Origin of the sequence: Martelella mediterranea DSM 17316 (assembly GCF_002043005.1) — a bacterium.
In the GTDB taxonomy this organism is placed as follows: domain Bacteria; phylum Pseudomonadota; class Alphaproteobacteria; order Rhizobiales; family Rhizobiaceae; genus Martelella; species Martelella mediterranea.
The window spans coordinates 686,095-710,702 of the sequence record NZ_CP020330.1 but is presented as its reverse complement, the minus strand read 5'-3'; the positions used below and the strand labels follow the sequence as shown (position 1 = coordinate 710,702).

Here is a 24,608-nt window from a genome sequence, read left to right as displayed (position 1 = left end):
GTCCTCAGGCGCTACGGGCAAGCGCGGGGCGCGCGGCAAGCGCGCGGGCATGGGCGAAAACGGCGTCGAGCGTCATCGTTCGGCGCCGGCTTTCGGGGTTCTTCTGCGGAAAGTCGATGCGGGCATGGCCGCCGCGAGATTCTTCGCGCATCGCGGCGAACACGGCTATCGAGAGCGCGACGATCGCCGGGTCGGCGTCCGGGCCGTCGCCTTCTGCGAGCGGCAGCAGAGCGGCGATCGCCTCGCCAAGGGCGGCGTGATCGCGGGTGACGCCGAGCGCGCTTGAGACGATGCCGCGCACGGTGGCAAGCCTGGGGGCGGCGGGCAGCGCCAGTGCCGGAAGCGGCATCACGCGGCCGGGCGGCGCGGCGGCGATATCGGCGGCGGCGGCAAGCCCGGTGACGGCGGCCTCCAGCAGCGAATTGCTGGCCAGCCGGTTCGCGCCATGGAGCCCGGTCGCAGCACATTCGCCGACGGCATAAAGACCGCCGACCGAGCTGCGGCCCGAAGCATCCACGGCGATCCCGCCCATATGGTAATGCTCGGCCGGGCGCACCGGAATGAGATCGGTCGCCGGGTCGATGCCGGCGCGGGCGCAGATCGCGAAGATCTCCGGAAAGCGGTTCTTGAAGCGGCTACCGAGCGCGGCCCGCGCATCCAGAAAAACCCGACCGCCCCGGGCGATTTCGGCGGCGATCGCGCGGGCGACGACATCGCGCGGCGCAAGCTCCGCGCCCGGCGTTGCGGCCAGAAAGCGCTCGCCCTTCTCATTCAGAAGCAAGGCCCCTTCGCCGCGCACCGCCTCGCTGATCAGCGGCAGCGGGCGGATGTCGGTTGCGAGCGCAGTCGGGTGGAACTGCACGAATTCCATGTCGGCAAGCATTGCCCCGGCGCGGGCGGCAAGCGCCACGCCCTGGCCGAAATTGCCCGATGGGTTGGTCGAGGCGTCGTAGAGCCCGCCTATGCCGCCGGTTGCGATCACAACCCGGGAGGCGGCGAGCCGGAACGGTTGCCCGTCCTTCACGCCGGCGAGGCCGCAGACCGCATTGTCGCGCACCAGCAACCGGCGCACCTCTGCCCCGGAAACGACCGTGATCGAAGGGGTTGCGGCCACGGCCTTCGTCAGCGCCTTGACGATCGCCGCGCCCGTGGCATCGCCGCCGGCATGGATGATCCGCCGGCGGGAATGGGCGGCTTCCAGCCCGAAGGCGAGCCGTCCATCGGGGGCGCGATCGAAGGCGACGCCATGGTGCTCGAGAAAGGCGATCGCCTCCGGCGCACCCTGCAATATCCGCGCCGTCGCCTCGGCGTCGCAAAGCCCGTCCCCGGCCGCCAGCGTATCGGCAAGATGCAGCTCCGCGCTATCGTCGTCGCCAAGGGCGGCGGCGATGCCGCCCTGCGCCCAGCCGGTGGAGGTTTCCGCGCCGAGCGCGGCCTTGGTCATCAGCACGACGGGCATCGGCGCCAGCGCAAGCGCCGTTGCCAGTCCGCCGATACCGGAACCGATGACGGCGATGGTCATACCGCGAGCATCCGCTCGACGGCGCGGCGGGCATCATCGGCGATCGCGGGATCGACGGTGACCTCGTGGCGCATCTCCTGAAGGGCGGTGCGGATATTGCCAAGCGTGATCCGCTTCATGTGCGGGCACAGATTGCAGGGCCGGACGAAATTCACGTCCGGATGGTTGACCGCGACATTGTCGCTCATCGAGCATTCGGTCAGAAGCACCACGCGGCCGGGCCTCGCGTCGCGGACATAATCCGACATGCCGGCGGTGGAGCCGGAAAAATCGGCCTCGGCCACCACTTCGGGCGGGCATTCCGGGTGGGCGATGATGGTGACGCCCGGCCATGCCGCGCGCATTTCGCGCACGTCTTCGGCGGTGAACAGCTCGTGTACCTCGCAATGTCCGCGCCAGGCGATCAGTTCGACATCGGTCTCGCGGGCGACGTTGCGGGCGAGATATTCGTCGGGCAGCATGAGCACTTTCGGCACGCCGAGCGATTCCACAACCCTTTTGGCATTGCCCGAGGTGCAGCAGATGTCGGAGGCGGCTTTGACGGCCGCCGAGGTGTTGACATAGGTGACCACCGGCGCGCCGGGATGGGCCTGCCGCATCAGCGCGATATCCTCGGGCGTGATCGAGTCCGCCAGCGAACAGCCGGCGGCCATGTCGGGGATCAGTACGGTCTTTTCCGGGTTCAGCAGCTTCGCCGTCTCGGCCATGAAGTGGACGCCGGCCAGCACGATCACGTCGGCATCGACCCTTGTGGCCTCCCGCGCCAGCGCCAGGCTGTCGCCGACGATATCGGCGACGCCGTGGAAGATTTCCGGCGTCTGGTAATTATGGGCGAGGATGACGGCATTGCGCTCCCGCTTCAGGCGGTGGATCGCCTCGATATCGTCGGAAAAGCTCAGCCATTCCGCCTTGGGAATGACATGGGCCACCCGGTCGTAAAGGGTTGCTGCGGAAAAGGGCGCGTTCATCTGCGTTATCTCCTGTGTTCGGCCCGGCGCGGAAGAATCGGGGAAGCCGCGCCGGGCCTGCCAGGGGAGGCGTTGGGGTAACCTCGCGCTGGTCGATTAATACTCAATATGAGTATATCATGGGCGCAAGCATTACGCCCATATTGAGGGGGAGTCAAGAACGGGCGAGCGGGAGCCTCGAAAGCGTCAGCGCCCGTTCCTCGACAATCGCGTGGCGATAGCGGTAAAGCCGGGCCGGGCGGCCGCCGGCCTTGTCGGAGGTCTGTCCGGTTTCCTCGATCAGGTTCTGCTGGTCGATCTGGCGGCGGAAATTGGGCTTGTGCAGCTTGAGGCCCGCCAGCGCCTCGACGCATTTCTGAAGCTGCAGCAGCGTGAAGCTTTCCGGCATGAGTTCGAAGATCACCGGCCGGTATTTGATCTTGGCGCGCAGCCGCGCGATCGCGGTCGCCAGAATACGGCGGTGATCGGCGGCCATCGGCTTGCCGAACCAGAAGGCGGGCGTCTGTCCGGCCTCGGCGATCAGCCCCGCCTCATACATCAGCTCGAAGCGCTGCAGCACCAGTTCCTCGTTCCAGGCCATGCCGTCCATGCCGAAGGCGAAGCGGATGCGCTGGCGGCGCTCGGCGCGGCCCGGCCGCTCGCTGATTGCCCACTGCATCATCAGGTCGCTGACCTGTTCCAGGATTTCCGGCCGGCCCTCGCGCAGGTCCTCCCACGGAAAATAGGTGTACCAGTCCTTCCACAGCGGCCCGCCGCCGCCGGGCGGCGGTTGTTCGCGCACAAGGCCCAGATAGCTGATCGAGATGGTGCGCTCGCCATCGAACCCGCGATCGCGGTCGGCGAAGGTGTAGAGCTGCTCGAGATAGCCGACGGGATGCCCGGTCTGGGCCCTGACCCAGGAATTCAGCCCGCCCTGCAGCGTGCGGTGGCCGTTTTCGAACGGGCCGGAGGGGAGGGCTGCGCCCATGCGCACGGTCATCACCCGCGGCGCGTCATTGGTGAGCGCGGTCAGGACGGCGATCAGTTCGGCATGGACGCGGGCTTCGGTCACGGGCGCTCCGGATGGGTATCGGGGCAGGATATCACCTTATCGAGTATGGCGGTACGTCACGAAATCAAGGGCGGGTCATCTCAGACTTTCGCATGATTGGCAAATAGCGGCCTGCTTGTATGGTCGCCTGTGGAAAGCAACTTTCGGCAACGCCGCGCCTATTGTCGTGAAACAGAATTACGCGACATGCCGCCACATTTTGCCAAAAATAAGCAAGTCATGGAAAATTCAAGGATTTCATGTGTTTGCCATGCCTGACGCGAGAGCGGTAACATGTTTTTTGATTGCATGGTCAATAAAAAGCGCTAGTCTCGCCATCAATGTGACGTTTGCGGTTGGGCGCAGACCCGCATGCCGTTCAGCATAATTCGGGATCGTGACAGGGCGAAAAAGCCGGGAGCGGTGCCGGAAAGTGCGAAACCTTTGGCGGCGAGATGCCGTCGACGATATGAACCACAAGGGGAAAATGATGAAGAAACTGAAGGCTTTGGCGCTCGCCACGAGCGTTTTCGTATCGCTTGGCGGCGCCGCCAGCGCATCAACGCTGGTCTACTGCTCGGAGGGCTCCCCCGAGGGCTTCGATCCGGCGCCCTATACCGCGGGCACGACGTTCGACGCCTCCTCGCGCGCCATCTACAACCGCCTCGCCGAATTCAAGCACGGCTCCACCGAGGTCGAACCCGGCCTTGCCGAGAGCTGGGACGTTTCCGATGACGGTCTGGAATATACCTTCCACCTGCGTCCGGGCGTCAAGTTCCAGACGACCGACTATTTCACCCCGACGCGCGAGATGAACGCCGACGACGTGATCTTCTCGTTCATGCGGCAGATGGATGAATCCAGCCCCTGGTACCAGTATGCGCCGGGCATCTCCTGGGAATATTTCAACGGCATGTCGATGCCGGACCTGATCAAGAGCATCGAGAAGGTCGATGACATGACGGTCAAGTTCGTGCTCAACCGGCCGGAAGCGCCGATGATCGCCAACCTCGCCATGGACTTCGCCTCGATCATGTCGAAGGAATATGCCGACCAGCTCGAAGCAGCCGGCAATCTGGAGCAGTTGAACCAGAAGCCTGTCGGCACCGGCCCGTTCACCTTCGTGAACTACCAGCAGGATGCCGTCATCCGCTATAAGGCCAATCCGGACTATTACAAGGGTCAGGAAGACCTCGACACCCTGATCTTCGCGATCACCACCGACGCCGCCGTTCGCCGCCAGAAGCTGGAAGCCGGCGAGTGCCAGATCATGGTCTATCCCGCACCCGCCGATCTGGAAGCGCTGGAATCCAATGACGACATCACGGTCATGGCCAAGGAAGGCCTGAATGTCGGCTATCTCGCCTATAACACCAAGGTCGCGCCCTTCGACAATCCGAAGGTCCGCAAGGCGCTGAACATGGCCGTCGACAAGCAGGCCATTCTGGAATCGGTGTTTCAGGGCGCCGGCGAGGTTGCCAAGAACCCGATCCCGCCGACCATGTGGTCCTATAATGACGACGTGCAGGACGACCCCTACGATCCGGAAGCCGCCAAGGCGATGCTGGAAGAGGAAGGCGTCACCGATCTTTCGATGAAGATCTGGGCGATGCCGGTTCAGCGTCCCTACAACCCGAATGCCCGGCGCATGGCCGAGCTGATGCAGGCCGACCTCGCCAAGGTCGGCGTCGATGCCGAGATCGTGTCCTATGAGTGGGGCGAGTATCTGGCCCGTTCTTCGGCGGAAGATCGCGACGGCGCCGTGCTTCTCGGCTGGACCGGCGACAATGGCGACCCGGACAACTTCCTGGCCGTGCTGCTCGGCTGCGATGCCGTTGGCGGCTCCAACCGCGCCCAGTGGTGCTACAAGCCCTTCGAGGAACTGATCCAGAAGGCCAAGGTCACCTCCGACACCGAGGAGCGCACCGAGCTTTACAAGCAGGCCCAGGTGATCTTCAAGGAACAGGCGCCGTGGAACACGATCGCCCATTCCAAGGTGTTCATGCCGATGACCAATTCGGTCGAGGGCTTCGTCATGGACCCGCTCGGCTATCACCGCTTCGATGATGTAACCATCGCCGAATAAGGCCTCGCACAAGAGAAGGGGGCCGGAAATGCGGCCCCGGTTTGCAAAAACCTCTCCCCGATCGGGAGTCACCCTCGGGCTTGACCCGAGGGTCCAGGCAGCGCCCACCGCGTCGCCTGGATGCTCACCAGAGCATGACGCCTTTCGGGATGGCAGGCCGAAAAGCAAGCCGGATGCCGGTCATGCGGCCCCCTTCCGTTTTCGGGAATCGTCATGCTCAGATTTCTGTTCAGCAAGCTTTTGCTGATTATCCCGACCTTTATCGGGATCACCATCGTTGCTTTCGGCTTCGTGCGCGTCCTGCCCGGCGATCCTGTCCTGCTTCTGGCCGGCGAACGCGGCATGGACCCCGACCGCTACCAGAAGCTTCTTCACCAGTTCGGCTATGACCGCCCGATCGTCGTTCAGTATCTCGATTATGTCTGGGGCCTGCTGCATGGCGATTTTGGCGTTTCGATCGCCACCAAGCAGCCGGTGTTCCAGGAGTTCCTGAACCTGTTTCCGGCCACCGCCGAACTTGCGATTTCCGCGATGCTGCTGGCCATCATCATCGGCATTCCGGCGGGCATCATCTCCGCGGTCAAGCGCGGATCGGTGTTCGACCAGGCTACAATGGGCATCGCGCTCACCGGCTATTCGATGCCGATCTTCTGGTGGGGCCTGCTGCTGATCATCCTGTTTTCCGGGATTCTCGGCTGGACGCCGGTGTCGGGCCGGATTTCGCTGCTCTATTATTTCCCCTCGGTCACCGGCTTCATGACGATCGATTCGTTGCTGTCGGGGGAAAAGGGCGCTTTCACCTCGGCGCTGTCGCATCTGATCCTGCCGTCGGTCGTGCTCGCCACCATTCCGCTGGCGGTGATTGCCCGCCAGACGCGCTCGGCGATGCTGGAAGTGCTGGGCGAGGACTATGTCCGCACCGCCCGCGCCAAGGGGCTTTCCGGAAGGCGCGTGATCGGCATCCATGCGCTCAGAAACGCGATGATCCCGGTGATCACCACGATCGGCCTGCAGGTCGGCATGCTGATGGCCGGCGCGATCCTGACCGAGACGATCTTTTCCTGGCCGGGCATCGGCAAATGGATGATCGATTCGATTTCGCGCCGCGACTATCCGGTCGTCCAGGGCGGGCTGGTGCTGATTGCCGGTCTCGTCATGCTCGTCAACCTGCTCGTCGATCTCGCCTACGGCCTCATCAATCCGCGCATCCGTCATCAATAGGAGCTCAGCCATGTCAGACAGCACGCTGGGCCAGCCGGTCCAAAAACGGAATATCCGCCTGCAGATGCTCTCCGAATTCTGGCACTATTTCAGCCAGAACAAGGGCGCGGTCGCGGGCCTCGTCGTCATCGTCCTTCTGGTGCTGATGGCGGTTTTTGCGCCGCTTCTGGCGCCGCATAATCCTGATCAGCAATATCGCGACATGTTCCTGACCCCGCCATTCTGGCAGGAGGGCGGAACGCTGACCTTCCCGCTCGGCACGGATGCGGTCGGTCGCGACATGCTTTCGCGGCTGATCTACGGGTCGCGCTATTCGCTGGTGATCGGCCTCGTGGTCGTGTCGGTGGCGCTGCTGCTCGGCATCACGCTCGGGCTGCTGGCCGGCTTCTTCCGCGGCTGGGTCGATGTCGCGATCATGCGCGTCATGGACGTGATCCTCGCCTTTCCGCCGCTGCTTCTGGCGCTGGTGCTGGTCGCGGTTCTCGGCCCCGGCCTGTTCAACGCCATGATCGCCATCGCCCTTGTGCTACAGCCGCATTTCGCGCGGCTGACGCGGGCGGCGGTGATGGCGGAAGCGCGCCGGGAATATGTGGTCTCGGCCCGTGTCGCCGGCGCACGCAATCTGCGGCTGATGTTCAAGACCATCCTTCCCAATTGTCTCGCGCCGCTGATCGTGCAGGCGACGCTCTCCTTCTCCAACGCCATTCTGGAGGCGGCGGCGCTTGGCTTTCTCGGCATGGGCGCGCAGCCGCCGACGCCGGAATGGGGCACGATGCTGGCGGAAGCACGCGAATTCATCCTGCGCGCCTGGTGGGTCGTTACCTTCCCCGGCCTTGCCATCCTGATCACGGTTCTGGCGATCAATCTTGTCGGCGACGGCCTGCGCGATGCGCTCGATCCCAAGCTGAAGCGGAGCTAGGTCTCATGGAACCACTCCTCGACGTTCAAAACCTCTCCGTCAGCTTCCCGACCGCGAACGGCGAAACCACGGTGCTGCACAATGCCTCCTACCGGATCCACAAGGGCGAGGTGCTGGCCATTGTCGGCGAAAGCGGCTCCGGCAAGTCGGTCGCCATGCTCGCCGTGATGGGCCTGTTGCCGACCACCGCCACCGTGAAGGCGGATCGCATCGCCTTCGAGGGCCGCGACATCTCGAACCTTTCGGCCGCGGATCGTCGCCGGATCATCGGCAAGGATATCGCGATGATCTTCCAGGAGCCGGTCGCGAGCCTGAACCCGTGCTTCACCGCAGGCTTCCAGATCGAGGAAGTGCTGAAGCAGCATACCGACCTCGACAAGAAGGCCCGCCACGCCCGCGCCATCGAATTGCTCGAAGCCGTCGGCCTGCCGAACCCGGAAGACCGGCTGAAGGCCTATCCGCACCAGATGTCGGGCGGCCAGTGCCAGCGCATCATGATCGCGATCGCCATGGCCTGCTCGCCTAAGCTCCTGATTGCCGATGAGCCGACGACCGCACTCGACGTCACGATCCAGAAGCAGATCCTCGAGCTCCTGGCCAATCTTCAGGCCGAAACCGGCATGGCAATGATCATGATCACCCATGACATGGGCGTCGTCGCCGAAACCGCCGACCGGGTGACGGTGCAGTACAAGGGCCGGCTGATGGAAGAGGCCGATGTGCTGTCGCTGTTTGAAAATCCGAAACACGCCTATACCAAAGCGCTGCTTTCGGCGCTGCCGGAAAACGCCACCGGCGACCGGCTGCCCACCATCGATTATTCCGCCGACTATACGGGAGGCGCGGCATGAGCGAGATTGTAGCGCAGGGAAAGAATATCGTCCGCGATTACGTCGTACCCGGCGGCATGTTCAAGTCCGACCGCACGGTGCGGGCGCTGAAGGGTGTCGACTTCTCCGTCGAGCGCGGCAAGACGCTGGCGCTTGTCGGGGAATCCGGTTGCGGCAAGTCGACCCTTGCCCGGATCATCACCATGATCGATGCGCAGACGGATGGCGATTTTCAGATCGAAGGCCAGACGATAGACATCGCCAAACACCGCCCGACGGCTGATCAGCGCCGCAAGGTGCAGATCGTGTTCCAGAATCCTTACGGCTCGCTCAACCCGCGCCAGAAGATCGGCGACGTGCTGATGGAGCCGCTGCTTCTCAACACCGACGACACGGCGAATGACCGCCGCGACAAGGCCCACGACCTTCTGAAGAAGGTCGGCCTCGGGCCGGAGCATTTCGACCGTTACCCGCATATGTTCTCCGGCGGCCAGCGCCAGCGCATCGCGATCGCCCGCGCGCTGATCCTGAACCCCTCGCTGCTGGTGCTCGACGAGCCGGTTTCGGCGCTCGATCTTTCGGTGCAGGCGCAGATCCTGAACCTGCTCGCCGACCTGCAGGACGAGTTCGACCTCACCTATATCTTCGTTTCCCACGACCTTTCGGTGGTGAAATATATCTGCGACGAGATCATGGTGATGTATTTCGGCGAAGTGGTCGAACGCGGCAGCCGCGACGCGGTGTTCTCCGACCCACAGCACGAATACACGCAGACCCTGTTCAAGGCGACGCCGAGGGCCGATGTCGAAAGCATCCGCGCAAGGCTCGCGGCGAAACAGGCGAAGATGGCGGCGGGGAGCTGAAGCGACCCTGCCTCCAAAAATTTGCCCTGATGGATGGCCTTCGGTTCAGGGAATTGCCGCCCTAAAGATGCCGGCCTTCATCCACGGGCACGACAATGCCGGTGGAGCTGGTGAGCAGCGTGGCGCAGGCGATAATCGCGCGGGCGACGTCGTCGGGCATGGTGATACGCTGGAGCGGCAGCGTTTTCGCCATCGCCTCCAGCTTTTCGCGCGGGCGGCCCGGCACGAAACCGGTATCAACGCCGGCGGGCGAGACCGAGAACACCCGGATATCCGGCGCCAGCGCCTTGGCGAGACCGATGGTGAGCGCATCGAGCCCGGCCTTGGCCGCGCAATAGGCGAGGTTGCTGCCGACCCCGGTGCGCGCGGCGATCGAGGACACGTTGACGACGGCGGCGTTTTCGCCACGCGAAAGCAGCGGGCGGAAGGCGCGGACCATGGCGAAGGGGCCGCGCAGGTTGACCTGGGTGATCCGGTCGAACAGGTCGTCGGTGAGGCCTTCGAGATCATCTGCCGGCACGACTTCGGTGGTGCCGCCATTGTTGACCAGCAGGTCGACCGCGCCGAAACGGGCCTCCACCGCATCGGCCGCCGCCGCTATGCTGTCGGCCTCCTCGATCGCGATCCGAAGGGCCACATGGCCATTGCCGGGCAGCGCGGCAGCCAGCGCCTCGGCCTTTTCGCGGTTGCCGTGATAGCCGATCACGACCGACGCGCCGAGCGCCGCCAGCCGTTCGGCGGTCGCTCGGCCGATGCCGCCGGAAGCGCCGGTGATGACGGCGACGCGGGGCCGGACCGGCAAAATGTCGCTCATGACGCCTTCTCCCAATAAGGGTTTTTCAATTCCTGCTTCAGCACCTTGCCGCCAGAATTGCGGGGCAGCGCGTCGCGGATTTCGACGGCTGATATCTTCTGCATCCGCCCGAGTCGTGCGTTGACCCAGTCGCGGAGCGCATCCGGATCGAGCGCAGCACCCGCCTTCGCCACCACAAAGCCGAGCGGCGTCTCGCCCCATTTCTCGCTCGGGATCGCGATCACTGCCGCTTCCAGCACGCCCGGATGGGAAAGCAGCTTTTCCTCCAGATCCGAGGCGTAGATGTTGAAGCCGCCGGAGATGATCATGTCCTTCTTGCGGTCGAGCAGCACCAGGAACCCGTCCTCGTCGAACATGCCGATATCGCCGGTGCGATGATAGAGCGTGCCGTCGCGGTCCCGCCAGTAGAAGGCGCGGTTGGCCTCGTCATTGCGGAAATAGCCGGACATCATCATCGCCGAGCGGCCGATGATCTCGCCGCGCTCGCCCTGTTCCACGTCATCTCCGTTTTCATCAATGATGCGGATCGTGTTGCCGGCGGCAGGCTTGCCGACCGTATGGGCCTTTTCCGGATAACGCGCGGCATCGAGGATCGCGGTGCAGCCGCCTTCCGTCAGGCCATAGACCTCGAAGAAATCGCCCGGCCAGGTGTCGAGAAGGGCGCGCTTGGCGGCGGCCGGCAGCGGCGCGCCGGTGGACTGCTTTACCCTGAAGGCGGAAAGGTCGCGTCGTCCGAAACTGTCCGCCGCGAGAATGCGCTGATATTGCACCGGCACCAGCATGGTGTGGGTGGCGCGGAGGCTTTCAGCGAGATCGAGATAGCGTTCGGCATCGAATTTCGGCATCAGCACGACGCGCGCGCCATGGAACAGCGCCGACAGCATCGGCATCAGCGTGGTGTTGGAATAGAGCGGGGTGGCGAGCAGCATGGTGGAGCCGGCATCGAGCCCGAACAGCGTGCGCGCCGCCTGGCGGTAGCGCATGCGGTGGGGATGGACGATGCCCTTGGCGCGCCCGGTGGTGCCGGAGGAATAAATGATGTTGAATGGCGCATCCGGATCGGCGGTGACGGGCGCCGCAAGGGGCGGGGCGGCGGCACGGAAATCCGCCGCTACGCGGCCCGCCGCATCGGCGTCAAGCTTCACCATACGCCCGGCATAGGCCTCAGGCAGGTCATGGCCAGCCTGCACGAACACGAGCGCGGGGTCACAATCGGCGAGCATGCCGGCAAGCGCATCGGGGTGGGCGGAGGCCGGCAGCGGCACGGCGCAACCGCCGGCGGCGATGATGGCGAGATAGGCGGTGACGAGCCCGATATCGGCGGTGCCGAGAAGCGCGATGCGGCCAACGTCGCCATCAGCCGAAAGCGCGCCGGCGATCGCCAGAACATCGTCGCGCAGCTGCCGCCAGCTTGCCGCCTCGCCATTGCAGACAAGCGCCGTATCGTCCGGCCGGGCATCGGCATGGGCAAGAATGGCTGCGATCAGGCCGCCTTCCTCGCTCATGCGCCGTCTCCCGCCGGGTCTTCGATCAGCAGGATATGCCGCGCGACGATCGCCGGGCGCTCGGAACCCTCAAGCTCGATCACCGCATCATTGACGATGCGGGTGCCCTTCGGGTGGGCCTCGGCCTGCACCAGCGTCAGCGCCAGCCGGATGCGGCTTCCCACCGGCACCGGCATGACGAAGCGCATCCTGTCATAACCGTAATTGAGCCCGCGCCCGCGCCGCTCGATCCGGTAGATATCACGCTGCAGGCGCGGCATCAGGCCGACAAGGTAAAGCCCGTGGGCGATGGTCCTGCCGCCGGGCATCTCGCGGGCGGCGCGTTCGACATCGACGTGGATCCAGTGATCGTCGCCGGTCAGCCGCGCGAACTCCGAAATTGCGTCCTGTGTCACCGCCACCCATTCCGAATGCCCGAGCCGTTTTCCGGCATGGTTTGCGAGATCGCGGGCGTGTTCGACCGTCAGCATCAGTTTTCTCCCCTTTCGCGCGACGCCGTTCCGGCACGCGCTTCGTCAACAGCGAGCACAACCTTGCCGATCTGTTCGTTGCTGTCCATCAATTGATGGGCCGCCCGGACATCCTCAAAGGCGAAGACCTTGTGGATGCGGGTGCGGATTGCGCCGCTTTCGAGAAGCGGCCAGACCTCGCGTACAAGCTCGGCCGCGATCCGGCCCTTGTATGCGGCGGGGCGCGGGCGCAGCGTGGACCCGGTCAGCGTCAGCCGGCGGCGCACGATCGCGCGGATATTGACCTCGGCCGTCTCGCCCTGGTGGCTTGCGAGAAACACCAGCCTTCCGTCGGGCCTCAGCAGATCGAGCTGTTTCTGGGTGTAGGGTCCCGCCTGGGCGTCGAGGATAACATCAAAACCGTCGGTCAGCGCGCGAAGCTCCGCCGCCCAGTCGCCGCGATAGCTGACGGCGTGCTGCGCGCCGATCTCTTCGCAGACGGCGAGCTTTTCCGGGCTGCCGGCGGTGGCGAACACCTTGGCGTTGCGGAGCTTGCGGGCGATCTGGATCGCCGCCATGCCGACGCCGCTGGTGCCGCCTTGCACCAGCAGGCTCTCACCCTCGGCGAGGCGCGCCAGCCAGATGACGTTGTTCCAGGCGGTGAAATAGACCTCCGGCAGCGAGGCCGCTTCGATAAAGGTGAGGTCGCGCGGCACCGTCATGCACTGCAATGCCGGAACGGTGCAGAACTCGGCATAGCCGCCGCCATTGACCAGCGCGCAGACGGGATCGCCGACGCTGAAACCGGTCACCCCTTCGCCGATCGCGGCGATCTCGCCGGCGACATCGAGCCCCGGGACCGGCGAGGCCTCCGGCGGCGGCGGATAGAGGCCGCGCCGCTGCTGGACGTCCGGCCGGTTGACACCGGCGGCAATCACCCGGATCAGCACCTCGCCGGGTTTCGGTTCGGGCTTCGGCCCGTCAATGATTGCGAGCACCTCCGGCCCCCCGGCGCCCTGAATTTCCACAAGCCGCATGGCTTCTCCTCCCGGCATGGAGCGGCAGGCGCCGCGCCATGCGTCGTTTCAGCTTACTTCCAGTCGTGCACGACCGAGTTCGACAGATGGCCGAGCCCCTCGATCTCGATGTCGATGACACCGGAAAGCTTGTGCATATTGACCGAACGGTGGCCGTTGGGGAAGTTGCCGACGCCCTTGGCCGAGGTGCCGAAGCAGATGATGTCGCCGGGCAGGAGCGTGAAGTAGCGGCTCGCCTCGGCGATCACCTCGGCGACCTTGAAACGATAGCTCGCCGTCGAATCAACCGCGAAGGGCTCACCGTCGAACCAACCCTTCACCTCCAGCGCATCGGGGTTTTCAACCTCGTCGGCGGTGGTGATCCACGGGCCCATCGGGCCGAATGTGTCGGTCGCCTTGGAGCGGGTGTGGTAGACGAAATAGACGTCGTTGTCGTCCTCGCCCTTGCGGTTGCGCCAGGCCAGATGATGCGGGCGGATCAGGTCCTTCTCGCGGGTGGTGGCGATCGAATCGAGGCCGAATTTCAGGCCGTGCGAGGTGACGTCATTGGTGATGGTGAAGCCGAAGATCGCCTCCTTCGCCTCCTCCACCGTGACCTTCCGGCAGCGCTTGCCGATCACCGCGGCAAGCTCCAGCTCCGGAATGGTCTCGCCGAAATGCTCTTCCATGATGATGGGCTTGTTGTGGCCGGTGAGGCAGGAGGGCGCCTTGAGGAAGAAGTTCGGCACGCCCGGATCGCGATGGGCGGATTTGCGGATGCCCATATTGTTGAAGGCGACGCCAAGCACCTTGGAGGGGCGCGGCTGCGGCGGCAGCCAGTCGAGGGCTGCTTCGTCAAGCGGCTCGGCCGTGCCGTTTTCGAGCGCCGCGCGCACCTCGGCGAGCCTGCCCTCCTCGATCAGATCGAGCATCGAGCGCGGCGCATCGCCAAGGCCGGCGCTGGCATAGAGCGCGGACAACAGCACGGGCTTGCCGTCCTTTTGGGCGACCAGCGCCGGGCGTCCCTGATGATTGATCGTGCCTAGTTTCACGGTAGTCTCCTGCTGTTCGGGCGGGCTTCATGTCTGCTTGCGTGTTTCGGCGCCCATCCGGCACACGGAGAAGGAAGGCTCAGCCGAGATCGAGACCGACCAGCTTTGCGGAATTGTCGCGCACCATCAGGCGCACCTCGTCCTCGGAGAAACCGAGCGCGAGCAGCAGCTTGATCGCCTGGCGCATGCCTTCCACCGGCGAGGGATTGTCCACTTGGCCGAGATCGGAGCCGATCGAGGAATGCTCGACGCCGGCGGCCAGGATGTGCTCCTTCAACTCCTCCGGGGAGAACACGTTGAAGCGCGAATCCACATAGAGGCAGGCCGACTGCTCGATCAGCGCGCCGAACTGGGCAAGCTCCGTGATGTCCTGATAGGTGAAATGCAGGCCATACATCGGATGGTTGACCAGAAGCCGCTTGACGCCGCGCTTCTTCGCCTCCTCGAACAGTTTCCAGATTTCGTAGATATGCAGATGCCCCGATGACAGGATCGCGTCGAAGGCGGCGATCGAATCGAGGATTTCCTTCACCACGTCGAGAATGTCGCCATAGGCATCGAGCACCGTGATGCCGGGCGATTTCTTGAGCTGGACATTGGAGGCAAGGCGGGACTTGCGGTGGGAGGAGCGAATGTGGTTGGCCGATTGCGCCGTCGGCATCCAGACGAGCTTTGCGCCCTGGTTGAGCTGGGCGTCGACCACGTAGGGGTTCAGCCCGCCGGTGGTGTTGTTGAGCACCAGCCCGCCATACATCGCCACGTTCAGGTGGCCGAGCACGCGCTCCATGATCGGCAGGAAGGGGGCCACTGAATAGTGGTGATCCTTGAACATGATGCCGCGCATGCCGGCGGCGGCCGCCTGTTCCACGGCCTGGAAATGATCGAGCTGGCGCGCCATGGTGGAGGGGCCGGAATGGACGTGCAGATCCACCGCCCCCTTCATCAACCCGTCGACGACGCCGTCATCGATCGTCGCCATCAGCGCGCGCGCCTTCTCCCTGTTTTCCGCCCCGTTCTCTGCCATGCCAGTCTCCTTGTCTTGCTGGAAAAAGGTATAGGGCTTGACAATTTGCGCCGACAACGCGCAAACCCATCTCGTTTCGACAGACGAAACGCCACTGACCGGGAGGATGAGGTGAGCATTCGTTCGATTGAGCGCGGCCTGCGCGTGCTGCAGGAAATGAACCTGCAACCCTACACTTCGATCGCCAGCCTTCACGAGCGCACCAGGCTACCGAAGCCGACGCTGGTGCGCATCCTGAAGACGCTGGAACAGGCGGGCTATGTGGAGAATGATCCGCGCGTCGGCGGCTATCAGCTCTCCGCGCTGGTGGCCTCGCTCTCCTCCGGCTATCACAAGGAGCCTATGGTGGTGGAGGCCGGCCGGCCCTGGGCGGTCGCCGTCACCCGCAAGCATCAATGGCCGGTCTCGATCGCGCTTCTGGACCGCGATGCCGTGGTGGTGCGGTTTTCGACCGTGCCGGACAGTTCGGTCTCGCCGTTCCACAAGACCGTCAACATGCGCCTTCCGCTGATCACCCGCGGTCTGGGCCTTGCCTATCTCGCTTTCGCCGAGGAGGAGGAGCTGGGGCTGGTCCTGCGCATGCTGCAGACGTCGGACGATCCGGAAAACGCGCTTGCCCGCAACCCGGAGAAGATGAACCGGCTGGTCGCCATGACCAGGGCCCGCGGCTACGCCACCCGCGCCACCCATGTCGAGCCGCGCAATTCCGATACGCTGGCCGTGCCTGTCTTCAACGATTCCGGCCGCGTGGTCGCCAGTCTCGGCCTCACCTATTTCCGCTCCGCCTTCTCCTCCCACCGCGAAGCCTGCGACCGCTACGCCCCGGTCCTGAAATCAGCCTCCAAGGAGATCACGCGGGACCTGACGCGGTTGAAGAGCAGTGCGCTGGTGTGAAACGCAGCTCCCCTAGGCGCTTCCCAACCGCGTGTTCGTTTAACGTGTGGAGGGAGACGCGACACTAAATCTAAGGTTGCTTGAAAGCCCTGCCCCTGATAATTTTATAGCCTTGAAGTTATATAAACTGAAGGCTATATTGCGTGGCATGGACTGTGGTTTTTGACGATGATTTCGTTGACGATTTCCGCACATTCGACAGCGAAGTGAAGATCGAGCTGCGCGCCATGGTGTTGCTCCTCGCCGAACGCGGCCCCGAACTTGGGCGACCCCGGGCCGATACGCTGAACGGTTCGTGCTACGCCAACATGAAGGAGCTTCGGTTTGATGCGGCGGGTGGCGTCTGGAGGGCTGCCTTCGCGTTCGACCCCGACCGAAAGGCCGTGGTTCTCGTCGCCGCCGACAAATCAAGCGTGAGCGAAAAGAAATTTTACAAGAAGCTGATCAACACGGCTGACAGGCGCTACGAGGCCCATCTGCACGCGTTGAAAAGGAAGGATAAAAAGTGATGACGAAGTCCGCCGAAGACGTTTTTGCCGAAACCATGACTCCCGAGATGATCGCGGCATCCGATCTGCGGGCGAAAGAGCTGCTCGAGGAATACGACACGCTCCAGAAGCTTCGCAAGGCGCTTGACCTGACTCAGGAGCATATCGGCAGGAAAATGGGCAAGAGGCAGGTATCGGTCGCGCAGCTTGAAAAGCGTTCCGATTTCCTGCTTTCGACGCTCAGGGATTATGTGGAGGCCCTCGGCGGAGAGCTGGAACTGGTCGTGAAGTTCGAGGACCACGCCCCCATTCGCCTGTCTGGCATCGGCGAGAGGAACTTCTCCGATATTCCTCGCAACTGACCCCTGTCCACCGGAGCAGAAAAACAAATACTAAGGCTGAGAAACTGGTGCCGCTTACGTGACTCGAACACGTGACCCCATCATTACGAATTGTTTTTCGCAATGATATCAGATAGTTAGATCACGTTTCCGCAGATTGGACCGGCTTGCACAAGCCCTTGGCCTGACTCCGCTTTCGCGAGGCGAGAGGTAGCACATCATGTCACCCTGTTGCCACCCCTTTCACTCCGCGACCCTACTAGCGAAATACAAATCCTGATCTGCCCTACTAATCGCCAATCACGCCCTCTCTGGCTGACCTCCCCCTATCAACGGGTTCGACCATTTTGGGCGGGGATGGGAGCGGGTAGATGTCGGGATGTCAGCGGGTTTGGGCTTCAATCTATGCTAACTCCTGATGGGGAAAAGTAGCGCCCCACCTAGCGATTGCAATTCCGAGCTCCTAATGAAGGGTGGTCGCGATTCAATCAATGCGGTATGAATGTCCACATATCAGTTCGAAAATGCAGTTGATTATGACCAGAACAGCAAAAACATACAGTGTACTGACTTCGAATCCAAAAGGGCACTATAAAAACATTACTGTTCGCAGTGGGGATGAGGCTTCTGTAACAGTTCGTGTTCATCGGTTTGCTGTAGTCGGCAAAGGCGACCAGATTCGCTTTGGCGCCTCCGGCAGCGACAAAGTTTTCGTGGCTGCAAAGGAGGAGGATGGGCCCGACATTCCGCTAACGCCGCTGTTTGCTGTGGATGATAGTGTATCCATTGGCAAGGAAAGGTTTGATGTTCGAATTCGGGAGATCAACTCTGAAAGCGACATGCGGGCTCTCGAGTTTCTTGAGCAATTTCATTACAAGACAAATAATTCACTAGGCGAAAAAACTCCGGACGATGAATCTGCGAAGACAACGACTTCCGCTGGCGGGCGCCGAGCAGTTCTCTATGCATCAATAAAAATTGGTGAGCGTTGGCTGCCAGCGGGATATGTCGAACTCCAAATGCCGCTCATGATGTGCAAGCCACGCCACGAGCTTTTTAATCATCCTTTTGACCATCCTGCTCGGGACATCCGATGGGAGCGCTGGGATCAGCATGCGATGAAGGACTACCTAAACACGATAGTTCGAATTGGGCGCATCGTGATTAGCCCGGAGTTGCGCGGTCTCGGTTTGACACGGAGAATTATCAAGGCAGCCAAGAACTTCTCGGCTGAACGCTGGCACATCGGCGGAATGCGCCCAATCTTCATGGAAATCTCAGCAGAGATGCTAAGCCACATAGATTTTGTGACATCTTCTGGCTTCAAATTCATCGGAAGAACCGAAGGAAATATCACCCGAGTTCTAAAAGATATGCAGTCTATGGCTCGCGATCCCAGCGGCGATTTTGGGATGATGAGCTTACAACGCAAGTATTTCCGTGCCTTGGAAGACTACTGCAAGACATTACAAATCAGTTTTGAGGAGGGGCTGGAAGCGCTAAAAAGAAAGATCGAGCTAAATCAGGATGCCCTGACAACAGGCGAATGGGCTGTCTTGCGTTCTGTGATTCGTAACCCAATTCCGTATTTTCTTTGCCCGCTCGATGACTACACAGCGACATACATGCGTGCTGCCTTGAAAAGCCGTCCTAAGGCGGAAACCGCTACTACAAATCAGTTTGAATTCTCCGCTAGAAGTACACAGATCAACATAGACGCCTTGTCGATTCGAGCGGCCTACCGCGTGCCAGAAACCCGATCTACCAAGATTATCATGGACGCGTTCGGATTGAAGGGCGACACGGTCTATGCCGATATCGTTCAAAACGTCTCCGTCAAGGCATCGAATGGCAATATCATCTTCGTGGTTGGTACCAGCGGAAGCGGAAAAAGTGTATTTTTGAACGCACTTGATCCAGAAAAGACTTTGGACGGCAACCTGACGGTAAAGCGCGCAGGAAGCCTGACGCATTCCGCTGGCTGGTTGCGACCGTTGCGAGATGATATCCCGATATTTGAGGCCTTGGCAGAGAAGTTTACACCTGAGAAGGCTTTTGTTGCCCTGAGCCGCGTCGGCCTGTCAGAGGCGCTAGCCTTCATTAAGCCTTTCTGGATGCTAAGCCGTGGACAGCAATATCGGGCCATGATCGCCGAGCTGCTGCTCAGAGATGAGGAGGTTTGGCTCCTAGACGAGTTTTGCAGTGATCTTGATCCCATCACGGCCAAGATCGTTGCCCACAACTTGCGCAAACAGGTTATCGCGACAGGACGTATCGCCTTTATCGCGGCCGCAAACCACACTCACTATCTCGACGCCTTGCGTCCAACAAAGGTCTTGATGCTTCGCTCGGGCGACGAACCGGCATGGTTGTCTTATAAGGAATACCAGAATGAGTTTCTCGACCAAGTCGGCTGAACGGTTTGGGACCGTTATCGACAAGAGCCCCTATACGGTCGAAGACCCGCTTGTAAAGGTACAGTATGTCTCGAAGGGACAAAACGTTGTCTTCGGTCGGGCGCTAAAAGCTGAGAACTACGCCAACCTTCTATATGTCGGGAAAATTTTAGAGAGTACGAAAGGTAAGAGTTATCTGGGTGCGGATGCCTGGTTGGATACTACTTTTCCGCATGTGATCTATATCACCGGAACGCGAGGTAGCGGTAAAAGCTTTGATCTTGGCGTGCTTGTGGAAGGAATTTCCAAGCTTGCCAAGTCCTCGCCGATCCAGAACAGCGTGAAGCCGATAACCTCGATAATTATCGATACACAGAGCCAATTTTGGACGCTCGGTTATCCGCCTCGCGAATCCATAGAGGCTAACAAGCTTCAACTCGAAGAGCTGAAACGCTGGAATCTTGAGCCAAACAACCTCGCCGCGGCAAAGGTTTATGCCCCGCCTGGATCGACCACGTTTCTAGGCACTGAACAGACGCTTCAGATCAGGCCAAAGGACGTAAGAGCGGAAGAATGGTGCGCACTACTTGGCCAGGAAGTCTATAGTCCCCAGGGACATATCATTTCGGCAACGCTTGAAGCCCTCGGTGATACGGATTTCGAGATTACCGATATGCTAAGTTACATTGGCGATGACGCCAACTGGCCAACCGTGGCGGAATCCTCGCGCAACGCGATCACATACAAGCTGGATGACTATCGACGCACCAACCTGTTTTCGGCCTCTGGTCTGAGCGTCAGGGACTTCTTAGAAGACGGAAGTTGCAACATCCTCTCGCTCCGTGAGCTACGCAATGAGGACAAATCGCTCATCACGGCTGTGATCGCCCGAAATCTCTTTGATATCCTTGGGCGACATCACAACAAGAAGAAAACGGCGAGCTTTTTTGAGCAGTCTTATGAGGGCGACGGTACGCCGGATCGGGTGTGGCTGGTCATCGATGAGGCCCATGTAGTTGCCCCAAGGGATCAAATTTCACCGGCGCGCAGTGCGCTTGTGGAGTACGTAAAGCGTGGCCGCGATGCTGGTCTGTCGCTAGTTCTGGCTACTCAGCAACCCTCAGCTCTTGATGATCGCATACTTAGCCAAGTCAATGTCACGTTCAGCCACAGGCTGAGCTTTCAAAGCGATATCAACGCAGCTGTAGATCGTATACCGACGAAGTCGGTTAGGACGATGAAATTCGCGGGTACCAATCTGACCGATTTCGGCGACATGATGCGTGTTCTTGATGCCGGTCAGTGCTTTCTAGGAGATCAAGCCAGTAGTCGAACCGTTCTTGTCCAAATCCGTCCGAGAGTGAGCGCACATGGTGGCTACAGCCCATTCTGATCCCTATGCTATTTTTATGCGGAAGATCGGCTACTCGGTGGGTCTGGAATACACCGCCGAACGAGTGGGGGACTTGGCCTCAAGATACCTGAAAGATCGTGACATCACAGCTGCGAGTTGGCATGAACTGGTAACCGGCAGCAAGGACGAAGGTAACTGGGGACGCGACAAGAGTGCCGAGAAGCACATTGGCGACTTTTTTAACTCGCTGCGCTTAATCCACCGCACCTCCGGCGATGTGATCGCCTTGGAAAACCTCGATGCCATCGCGATAGCGTCTGAGCTCTTGGGTGAGGAGGAAGAAAATCAAGCTGCGCGCGATTTTCTCTTTCTTTGGGCAATCCTAGTCAATGACGGCGAAATATTCGTGAACCTGCTGCTGGCAGGGTTCGAGGAGCAGGCCATCAAGGACACGCTCAGAGCGATGATGCGGAACAAGCGCGGCGAAGCTGTTGAGTACTTGAAGGGTAAAGCGACCGCGCAGCTTATCAATCGCGTCATCACGATTGAACGCCAGGAAAAGAACAAAGGAAGCGCGGGAGGCGGTCAGTCGGTAGCTTCTTTGCGGCGAACTGAGCCGCTGCAATCTGAGCGAGCGGCACGGTTGGGTATGGATGAAGACGATGAGATCGAATTCTCGGATGACTATTTCCGCAAAGTCCCTCCAAGACGCCGTGACTGGGCCATCTCGCTTGGACTTTGGGATGAGAAAAAGGGGCTCACACAGCGCGGCCATGACTTCCTAGATGGTCTCCGGCAGCGCGGATACATCGATACGACAGACTATTTCACCTTCTGGCCTATGGACTATGAGCTGGTGAGATCTGGCTTTAGGCCCGACTTATTTGGGGATGACACAAAGAACCTTTGGACATGTCTCGTGGACTTCGCCGAAGCCTATGCCGGTCTTCATGTCAAACCGAATGCGAAGAACGATGTGGATGCTGCTGTGGAGGTTATCGGAGAGATGATTGAGGTCTTTCGCAGCCTTCATGTGCGAAAAGCCATGTTGCGGCGCGAATTGCCGATCACGATTGCCTATCCGTCTGCCATTGCTATGGGCTGCGCGCGTCGTAAGCCTGTGCTCGACCTCCCTTCTGCTATCTTGGCTGAGCAGAAAGGTGAGCAGCGCCGGTTAGCCCTACGGCCATCGCGACATACCGGCGGTGCATTGAGTATCAAGAGATAAGTATGCCAGTATTTCTGCTTCCCGATTTCATTTCTGACCTACAAGAGCATAACGACGCGCATTTTGCGCGTCGGGTACTGCAGAAGACCATACGCCCCGACGGTAGTTTCAGGCCTGATGCTGACGATCACCCGTATAAAGGGATTGATGATGCTTGGATACGCTATGTAAGCCGCAAGCGCACGGCTTACCGTGTCATCTTCATTCGCATGGGTGAGAACATCTATCTGTTTCGTGCGGGAGAGCACAGCGTCGAAGACAATCTGACCGGACCTGCCGCTGGAGCTATTGAAGCGGCGGTGGCCGTGGATGACGGTGGGCCTGAGGTGGCAGCGGCACTGGCTGGCATGCCAGAACGTGAGAAACAGGTTGCAGCTCCACCGCCCGTCAATCGCTTCAAACGCAACGTCCCACATCCTCAAATCTACCGCGAGATATTCTCGCGCCGCAATCTTCCCCACAAAGATATCTGGCTGGTTGCTCCGTTCGTTAACGGAGACTTGTTTGCGCCCACTAAGCCATTTGGGAAACTCTTGCTAGATCAGGTCGAAGACGGGGCAAGCGTGGCGCTGATAACGGCGCCACCGAAAGACAAGAAAATCGAGTGGATGGAAAAGTTGGCCGAACGGAATGTCGGTATATTTGTATATCCGCGCCTGCACTCGAAGCTCTATTGCTTCGTTTTCGATGAGAACCGCCGCTACGAAACAGGCCTGCGCGAGGGTGATCGCTATTCGTCGCTGATTCTTGTCGGCTCTTCTAATCTTACGGGCATGGGCATGGCGCTCGGTGAACGTCAGCGGAACGAAGAACTCTGCTACTCGGTGCCGGAAAATGAGATCGGCTATGTGGAAGAATATATCGCAGAATTGATGATGCACGGCTATGAGCTATCTGAGGTGCGCCGGTACCTAGCGCGCGGGCAATGGCAAAAACTGGAGAACGGGAAATGGTGATGCAGCCTGGAGACTATTATGAAAAAGCTAATCTGAGAGATAATCCGTTCCGGTCAAATCCAAACTTTGCCGCCGATCCGCGCGCAAGCATCTGGGTCGGCTATGAAAAACAGAAGAAGCAACTCGATAAGTATCTTCGTCGATCCCTGGCAGATCAGGTCGGCAATGCCAACTTCATCATGCTCTATGGCAACTACGGTACTGGTAAATCCCATTCTCTGCTTTGGGCGCAGAACCGTATCTTACACGAAGAGAAAAAGACCTTTGACGCAGTGTGCTATTTCATTCCGACCTTGCGCAAGGACAAGGGCAAGCTGACCTTTGCCGGAGCATTTCTCGATGACATTATAGCCAAGTCCGATCTTATGGCTAACGTACAAGCGTACCATAACTTCCTGACCGAATGCATTTCGCTTTGCCGCACCGCCCACGGTCACACACATGATGTCCCCGCCGAAAAGATTATCGAGCTACTGATCCCTCCGGTTGAATTGAATAATTTCGCCAAGGAAATCTACCATTGCCAGAAGGAAGACGACTTCCTGAAATTGATCGCGCCCAAGACGCTCACTGATTACCAAGCGATGATGATCTTCACCCGGTTGGTGAACCTTTTTGTCCACGAAATGGACATCTCAGAAACGAGCAAGAGGCGCTTCAAGAAAGGCGCGTACCTCTTCATTGATGAGCTGGACGATCTGGAGCGCGCCAGTGTCAAGGAGGCACGTGAGGTTAACGACATTCTGCGCCACATCTACGACAACTGCCCGAATTGTTTCTGTATGGTCATTGCGCTTTCAGCGGAGATTTCGCAGCTAGCCGTGCTGTTCTTCGATTACATCCTGAGCCGTATTCATCGGCAGATCGAATTGGTTGTGCTCGACAAGGATGATGCCGTGGCATTTGTGCGAGAGATTCTGAACAGCAATCGCGTCGATCCAGAGGGTGAAGGGGAGTTTTTCCCGTTCGAAGAAGCAGCAATAGAGACAATTGCTTCGCAACTTACGGAGATCACCCCGCGCAAGATTGTCACTACGATGCAACAGGTGATTGAGGAGGTGCGCCTTGCTGGGCATGATCCAGCTGAAGGCGCTGTGTCGGTGGACTTCCTAGACGACAATGAAATTGTCGAAGAAGTTCTTGGGGAGGGTGGCGTAGCGTAAGATGCCGGGATCTGCGCGGTGCTTGGGTGAGCCTCACCGCATTGGAAACCGTGTATTATTTGAATCGCTGTTACATGTGATGTTTGTTCCATGGCGATGGCCACCCTGACACTGGCGATTCCGATTTTCGTCCGATCGCGCGTGCGCGGGCGTTGGATCGCGTTTCCGGTTCTATGACAAAGCTTCTTTGTGTGTCATAAGTCTCTGATATCACTAGCAATTATAGATTAGTGGGTTAGGTTGCGTTGAGGCCGAAAGGAGGTCTCAAATGCCAAACCTACGTCTTACGCGTCACGCTGTTGATGCCATTCCCTTCCCCCAAAGTGGTCAGGTTTTTTACCGCGATACCCTGCTCCCCGGCTTCGGGTTGCGGGTCGGGACCAAATCCAAGGTGTACTTTGCCGAGAAGCAGGTGCAGCGACGGACCTGCCGCGTCACGATCGGCCGCGCCGATCTGTTCGCGCCGGAGATTGCCCGCAAGAAGGCGCT

General features: G+C 60.4%; 22 protein-coding genes and 1 pseudogene. 14 read left to right on the top strand and 9 right to left on the bottom strand.

Going from position 1 to position 24,608, the window contains the following annotated elements; all coding sequences use genetic code 11:
* Positions 1–4: 4 nt before the first annotated feature.
* The 3 genes from Mame_RS03230 to Mame_RS03220 all read right to left on the bottom strand — a co-directional run bounded on the left by Mame_RS03230 (position 5) and on the right by Mame_RS03220 (position 3,541).
* Positions 5–1,522, bottom strand: a complete 1,518-nt coding sequence (locus tag Mame_RS03230; protein WP_018065705.1) for an L-aspartate oxidase — start codon at positions 1,520–1,522, stop codon at positions 5–7.
* Positions 1,519–2,490: a quinolinate synthase NadA gene (nadA, locus tag Mame_RS03225; RefSeq protein WP_018065704.1), complete on the bottom strand. Its 972-nt coding sequence runs from the start codon at positions 2,488–2,490 to the stop codon at positions 1,519–1,521. The genes Mame_RS03230 and nadA overlap by 4 nt, the downstream gene beginning before the upstream one ends.
* 154 nt (positions 2,491–2,644) lie before the next feature.
* Positions 2,645–3,541 carry an NUDIX hydrolase gene (locus tag Mame_RS03220; RefSeq protein ID WP_018065703.1) on the bottom strand — a complete coding sequence of 299 codons (897 nt, stop codon included), beginning with the start codon at positions 3,539–3,541 and terminating at the stop codon, positions 2,645–2,647.
* Positions 3,542–4,010: 469 nt separating this feature from the next.
* On the opposite strand from Mame_RS03220, the gene Mame_RS03215 reads away from it, so the two are divergent.
* The 5 genes from Mame_RS03215 to Mame_RS03195 all read left to right on the top strand — a co-directional run bounded on the left by Mame_RS03215 (position 4,011) and on the right by Mame_RS03195 (position 9,439).
* Entirely contained in the window at positions 4,011–5,606 is a 1,596-nt protein-coding gene (locus Mame_RS03215; protein WP_018065702.1) for an ABC transporter substrate-binding protein, read from the top strand.
* Positions 5,607–5,819: 213 nt separating this feature from the next.
* A complete protein-coding gene (locus tag Mame_RS03210) occupies positions 5,820–6,827 on the top strand; it encodes an ABC transporter permease subunit (RefSeq protein ID WP_018065701.1) in 1,008 nt (335 codons plus the stop codon).
* A gap of 10 nt (positions 6,828–6,837) precedes the next feature.
* Positions 6,838–7,746, top strand: coding sequence for an ABC transporter permease subunit (locus Mame_RS03205; protein ID WP_018065700.1), 909 nt, complete (start codon positions 6,838–6,840; stop codon positions 7,744–7,746).
* Positions 7,747–7,751: 5 nt separating this feature from the next.
* Positions 7,752–8,597, top strand: a complete 846-nt coding sequence (locus Mame_RS03200) for an ABC transporter ATP-binding protein (RefSeq protein WP_018065699.1) — start codon at positions 7,752–7,754, stop codon at positions 8,595–8,597.
* Positions 8,594–9,439 (top strand): dipeptide ABC transporter ATP-binding protein, encoded by an 846-nt coding sequence (locus Mame_RS03195; RefSeq protein WP_018065698.1) that lies wholly within the window; start codon positions 8,594–8,596, stop codon positions 9,437–9,439. Before Mame_RS03200 ends, Mame_RS03195 begins: the two co-directional genes overlap by 4 nt.
* Before the next feature lie 61 nt (positions 9,440–9,500).
* Here the strand turns inward: Mame_RS03195 and Mame_RS03190 are convergent, their stop codons facing one another.
* The 6 genes from Mame_RS03190 to Mame_RS03165 all read right to left on the bottom strand — a co-directional run bounded on the left by Mame_RS03190 (position 9,501) and on the right by Mame_RS03165 (position 15,299).
* Positions 9,501–10,253: an SDR family oxidoreductase gene (locus Mame_RS03190; RefSeq protein ID WP_018065697.1), complete on the bottom strand. Its 753-nt coding sequence runs from the start codon at positions 10,251–10,253 to the stop codon at positions 9,501–9,503.
* Positions 10,250–11,758 carry a class I adenylate-forming enzyme family protein gene (locus Mame_RS03185; RefSeq protein ID WP_018065696.1) on the bottom strand — a complete coding sequence of 503 codons (1,509 nt, stop codon included), beginning with the start codon at positions 11,756–11,758 and terminating at the stop codon, positions 10,250–10,252. Before Mame_RS03185 ends, Mame_RS03190 begins: the two co-directional genes overlap by 4 nt.
* Positions 11,755–12,228, bottom strand: coding sequence for a MaoC family dehydratase (locus tag Mame_RS03180; RefSeq protein ID WP_018065695.1), 474 nt, complete (start codon positions 12,226–12,228; stop codon positions 11,755–11,757). The genes Mame_RS03185 and Mame_RS03180 overlap by 4 nt, the downstream gene beginning before the upstream one ends.
* Positions 12,228–13,244, bottom strand: a complete 1,017-nt coding sequence (locus Mame_RS03175) for an NAD(P)H-quinone oxidoreductase (protein ID WP_018065694.1) — start codon at positions 13,242–13,244, stop codon at positions 12,228–12,230. Before Mame_RS03175 ends, Mame_RS03180 begins: the two co-directional genes overlap by 1 nt.
* 53 nt (positions 13,245–13,297) lie before the next feature.
* On the bottom strand, positions 13,298–14,275 hold the full coding sequence (locus Mame_RS03170; protein ID WP_018065693.1) for a fumarylacetoacetate hydrolase family protein: 978 nt from the start codon (positions 14,273–14,275) through the stop codon (positions 13,298–13,300).
* Between the two features lie 79 nt (positions 14,276–14,354).
* Positions 14,355–15,299, bottom strand: coding sequence for a DUF6282 family protein (locus Mame_RS03165; protein WP_051085122.1), 945 nt, complete (start codon positions 15,297–15,299; stop codon positions 14,355–14,357).
* A 111-nt stretch (positions 15,300–15,410) separates the two neighbouring features.
* Here Mame_RS03165 and Mame_RS03160 point away from each other — a divergent pair, with 111 nt between their 5' ends.
* The 9 genes and pseudogenes from Mame_RS03160 to Mame_RS27665 form a co-directional block, all read left to right on the top strand.
* Complete coding sequence (locus Mame_RS03160; RefSeq protein WP_018065691.1) at positions 15,411–16,193, top strand: DNA-binding transcriptional regulator; 783 nt, start codon at positions 15,411–15,413, stop codon at positions 16,191–16,193.
* 155 nt (positions 16,194–16,348) lie between these two features.
* A complete protein-coding gene (locus tag Mame_RS03155; protein WP_018065690.1) occupies positions 16,349–16,702 on the top strand; it encodes a type II toxin-antitoxin system RelE/ParE family toxin in 354 nt (117 codons plus the stop codon).
* Positions 16,702–17,043, top strand: a complete 342-nt coding sequence (locus Mame_RS03150; RefSeq protein ID WP_018065689.1) for a helix-turn-helix domain-containing protein — start codon at positions 16,702–16,704, stop codon at positions 17,041–17,043. The genes Mame_RS03155 and Mame_RS03150 overlap by 1 nt, the downstream gene beginning before the upstream one ends.
* A 515-nt stretch (positions 17,044–17,558) precedes the next feature.
* Positions 17,559–19,439, top strand: coding sequence for an ATP-binding cassette domain-containing protein (locus Mame_RS03145; RefSeq protein WP_157624543.1), 1,881 nt, complete (start codon positions 17,559–17,561; stop codon positions 19,437–19,439).
* Complete coding sequence (locus Mame_RS03140; RefSeq protein ID WP_018065687.1) at positions 19,414–20,811, top strand: ATP-binding protein; 1,398 nt, start codon at positions 19,414–19,416, stop codon at positions 20,809–20,811. Before Mame_RS03145 ends, Mame_RS03140 begins: the two co-directional genes overlap by 26 nt.
* Entirely contained in the window at positions 20,789–22,000 is a 1,212-nt protein-coding gene (locus Mame_RS03135; RefSeq protein WP_018065686.1) for a hypothetical protein, read from the top strand. The genes Mame_RS03140 and Mame_RS03135 overlap by 23 nt, the downstream gene beginning before the upstream one ends.
* 2 nt (positions 22,001–22,002) lie before the next feature.
* The gene (locus Mame_RS26505) at positions 22,003–22,956 is read left to right on the top strand and encodes a phospholipase D-like domain-containing protein (RefSeq protein WP_155122015.1); all 954 of its coding nucleotides are present in this window, start codon (positions 22,003–22,005) and stop codon (positions 22,954–22,956) included.
* A complete protein-coding gene (locus tag Mame_RS03120; RefSeq protein WP_018065683.1) occupies positions 22,950–24,119 on the top strand; it encodes a hypothetical protein in 1,170 nt (389 codons plus the stop codon). Before Mame_RS26505 ends, Mame_RS03120 begins: the two co-directional genes overlap by 7 nt.
* Before the next feature lie 268 nt (positions 24,120–24,387).
* Positions 24,388–24,606: pseudogene (locus Mame_RS27665) on the top strand (hypothetical protein); the annotation flags it as partial.
* Between the last annotated feature and the right edge of the window lie 2 nt (positions 24,607–24,608).

What these genes read in the sequence shown, in the direction of transcription:
- Mame_RS03180 (WP_018065695.1), bottom strand. Translation starts at nt 12,228, where the DNA reads ATGCTGACGGTCGAACACGCCCGCGATCTCGCAAACCATGCCGGAAAA.
- Mame_RS03150 (WP_018065689.1), top strand. Translation starts at nt 16,702, where the DNA reads ATGACGAAGTCCGCCGAAGACGTTTTTGCCGAAACCATGACTCCCGAG.
- Mame_RS03175 (WP_018065694.1), bottom strand. Translation starts at nt 13,244, where the DNA reads ATGCGGCTTGTGGAAATTCAGGGCGCCGGGGGGCCGGAGGTGCTCGCA.
- Mame_RS03205 (WP_018065700.1), top strand. Translation starts at nt 6,838, where the DNA reads ATGTCAGACAGCACGCTGGGCCAGCCGGTCCAAAAACGGAATATCCGC.
- Mame_RS03210 (WP_018065701.1), top strand. Translation starts at nt 5,820, where the DNA reads ATGCTCAGATTTCTGTTCAGCAAGCTTTTGCTGATTATCCCGACCTTT.
- Mame_RS03215 (WP_018065702.1), top strand. Translation starts at nt 4,011, where the DNA reads ATGAAGAAACTGAAGGCTTTGGCGCTCGCCACGAGCGTTTTCGTATCG.
- Mame_RS03230 (WP_018065705.1), bottom strand. Translation starts at nt 1,522, where the DNA reads ATGACCATCGCCGTCATCGGTTCCGGTATCGGCGGACTGGCAACGGCG.
- Mame_RS03145 (WP_157624543.1), top strand. Translation starts at nt 17,559, where the DNA reads ATGACCAGAACAGCAAAAACATACAGTGTACTGACTTCGAATCCAAAA.
- Mame_RS26505 (WP_155122015.1), top strand. Translation starts at nt 22,003, where the DNA reads ATGCCAGTATTTCTGCTTCCCGATTTCATTTCTGACCTACAAGAGCAT.
- Mame_RS03135 (WP_018065686.1), top strand. Translation starts at nt 20,789, where the DNA reads ATGGTGGCTACAGCCCATTCTGATCCCTATGCTATTTTTATGCGGAAG.
- Mame_RS03140 (WP_018065687.1), top strand. Translation starts at nt 19,414, where the DNA reads ATGAGTTTCTCGACCAAGTCGGCTGAACGGTTTGGGACCGTTATCGAC.
- Mame_RS03185 (WP_018065696.1), bottom strand. Translation starts at nt 11,758, where the DNA reads ATGAGCGAGGAAGGCGGCCTGATCGCAGCCATTCTTGCCCATGCCGAT.
- Mame_RS03195 (WP_018065698.1), top strand. Translation starts at nt 8,594, where the DNA reads ATGAGCGAGATTGTAGCGCAGGGAAAGAATATCGTCCGCGATTACGTC.
- nadA (WP_018065704.1), bottom strand. Translation starts at nt 2,490, where the DNA reads ATGAACGCGCCCTTTTCCGCAGCAACCCTTTACGACCGGGTGGCCCAT.
- Mame_RS03200 (WP_018065699.1), top strand. Translation starts at nt 7,752, where the DNA reads ATGGAACCACTCCTCGACGTTCAAAACCTCTCCGTCAGCTTCCCGACC.
- Mame_RS03190 (WP_018065697.1), bottom strand. Translation starts at nt 10,253, where the DNA reads ATGAGCGACATTTTGCCGGTCCGGCCCCGCGTCGCCGTCATCACCGGC.
- Mame_RS03165 (WP_051085122.1), bottom strand. Translation starts at nt 15,299, where the DNA reads ATGGCAGAGAACGGGGCGGAAAACAGGGAGAAGGCGCGCGCGCTGATG.
- Mame_RS03120 (WP_018065683.1), top strand. Translation starts at nt 22,950, where the DNA reads ATGGTGATGCAGCCTGGAGACTATTATGAAAAAGCTAATCTGAGAGAT.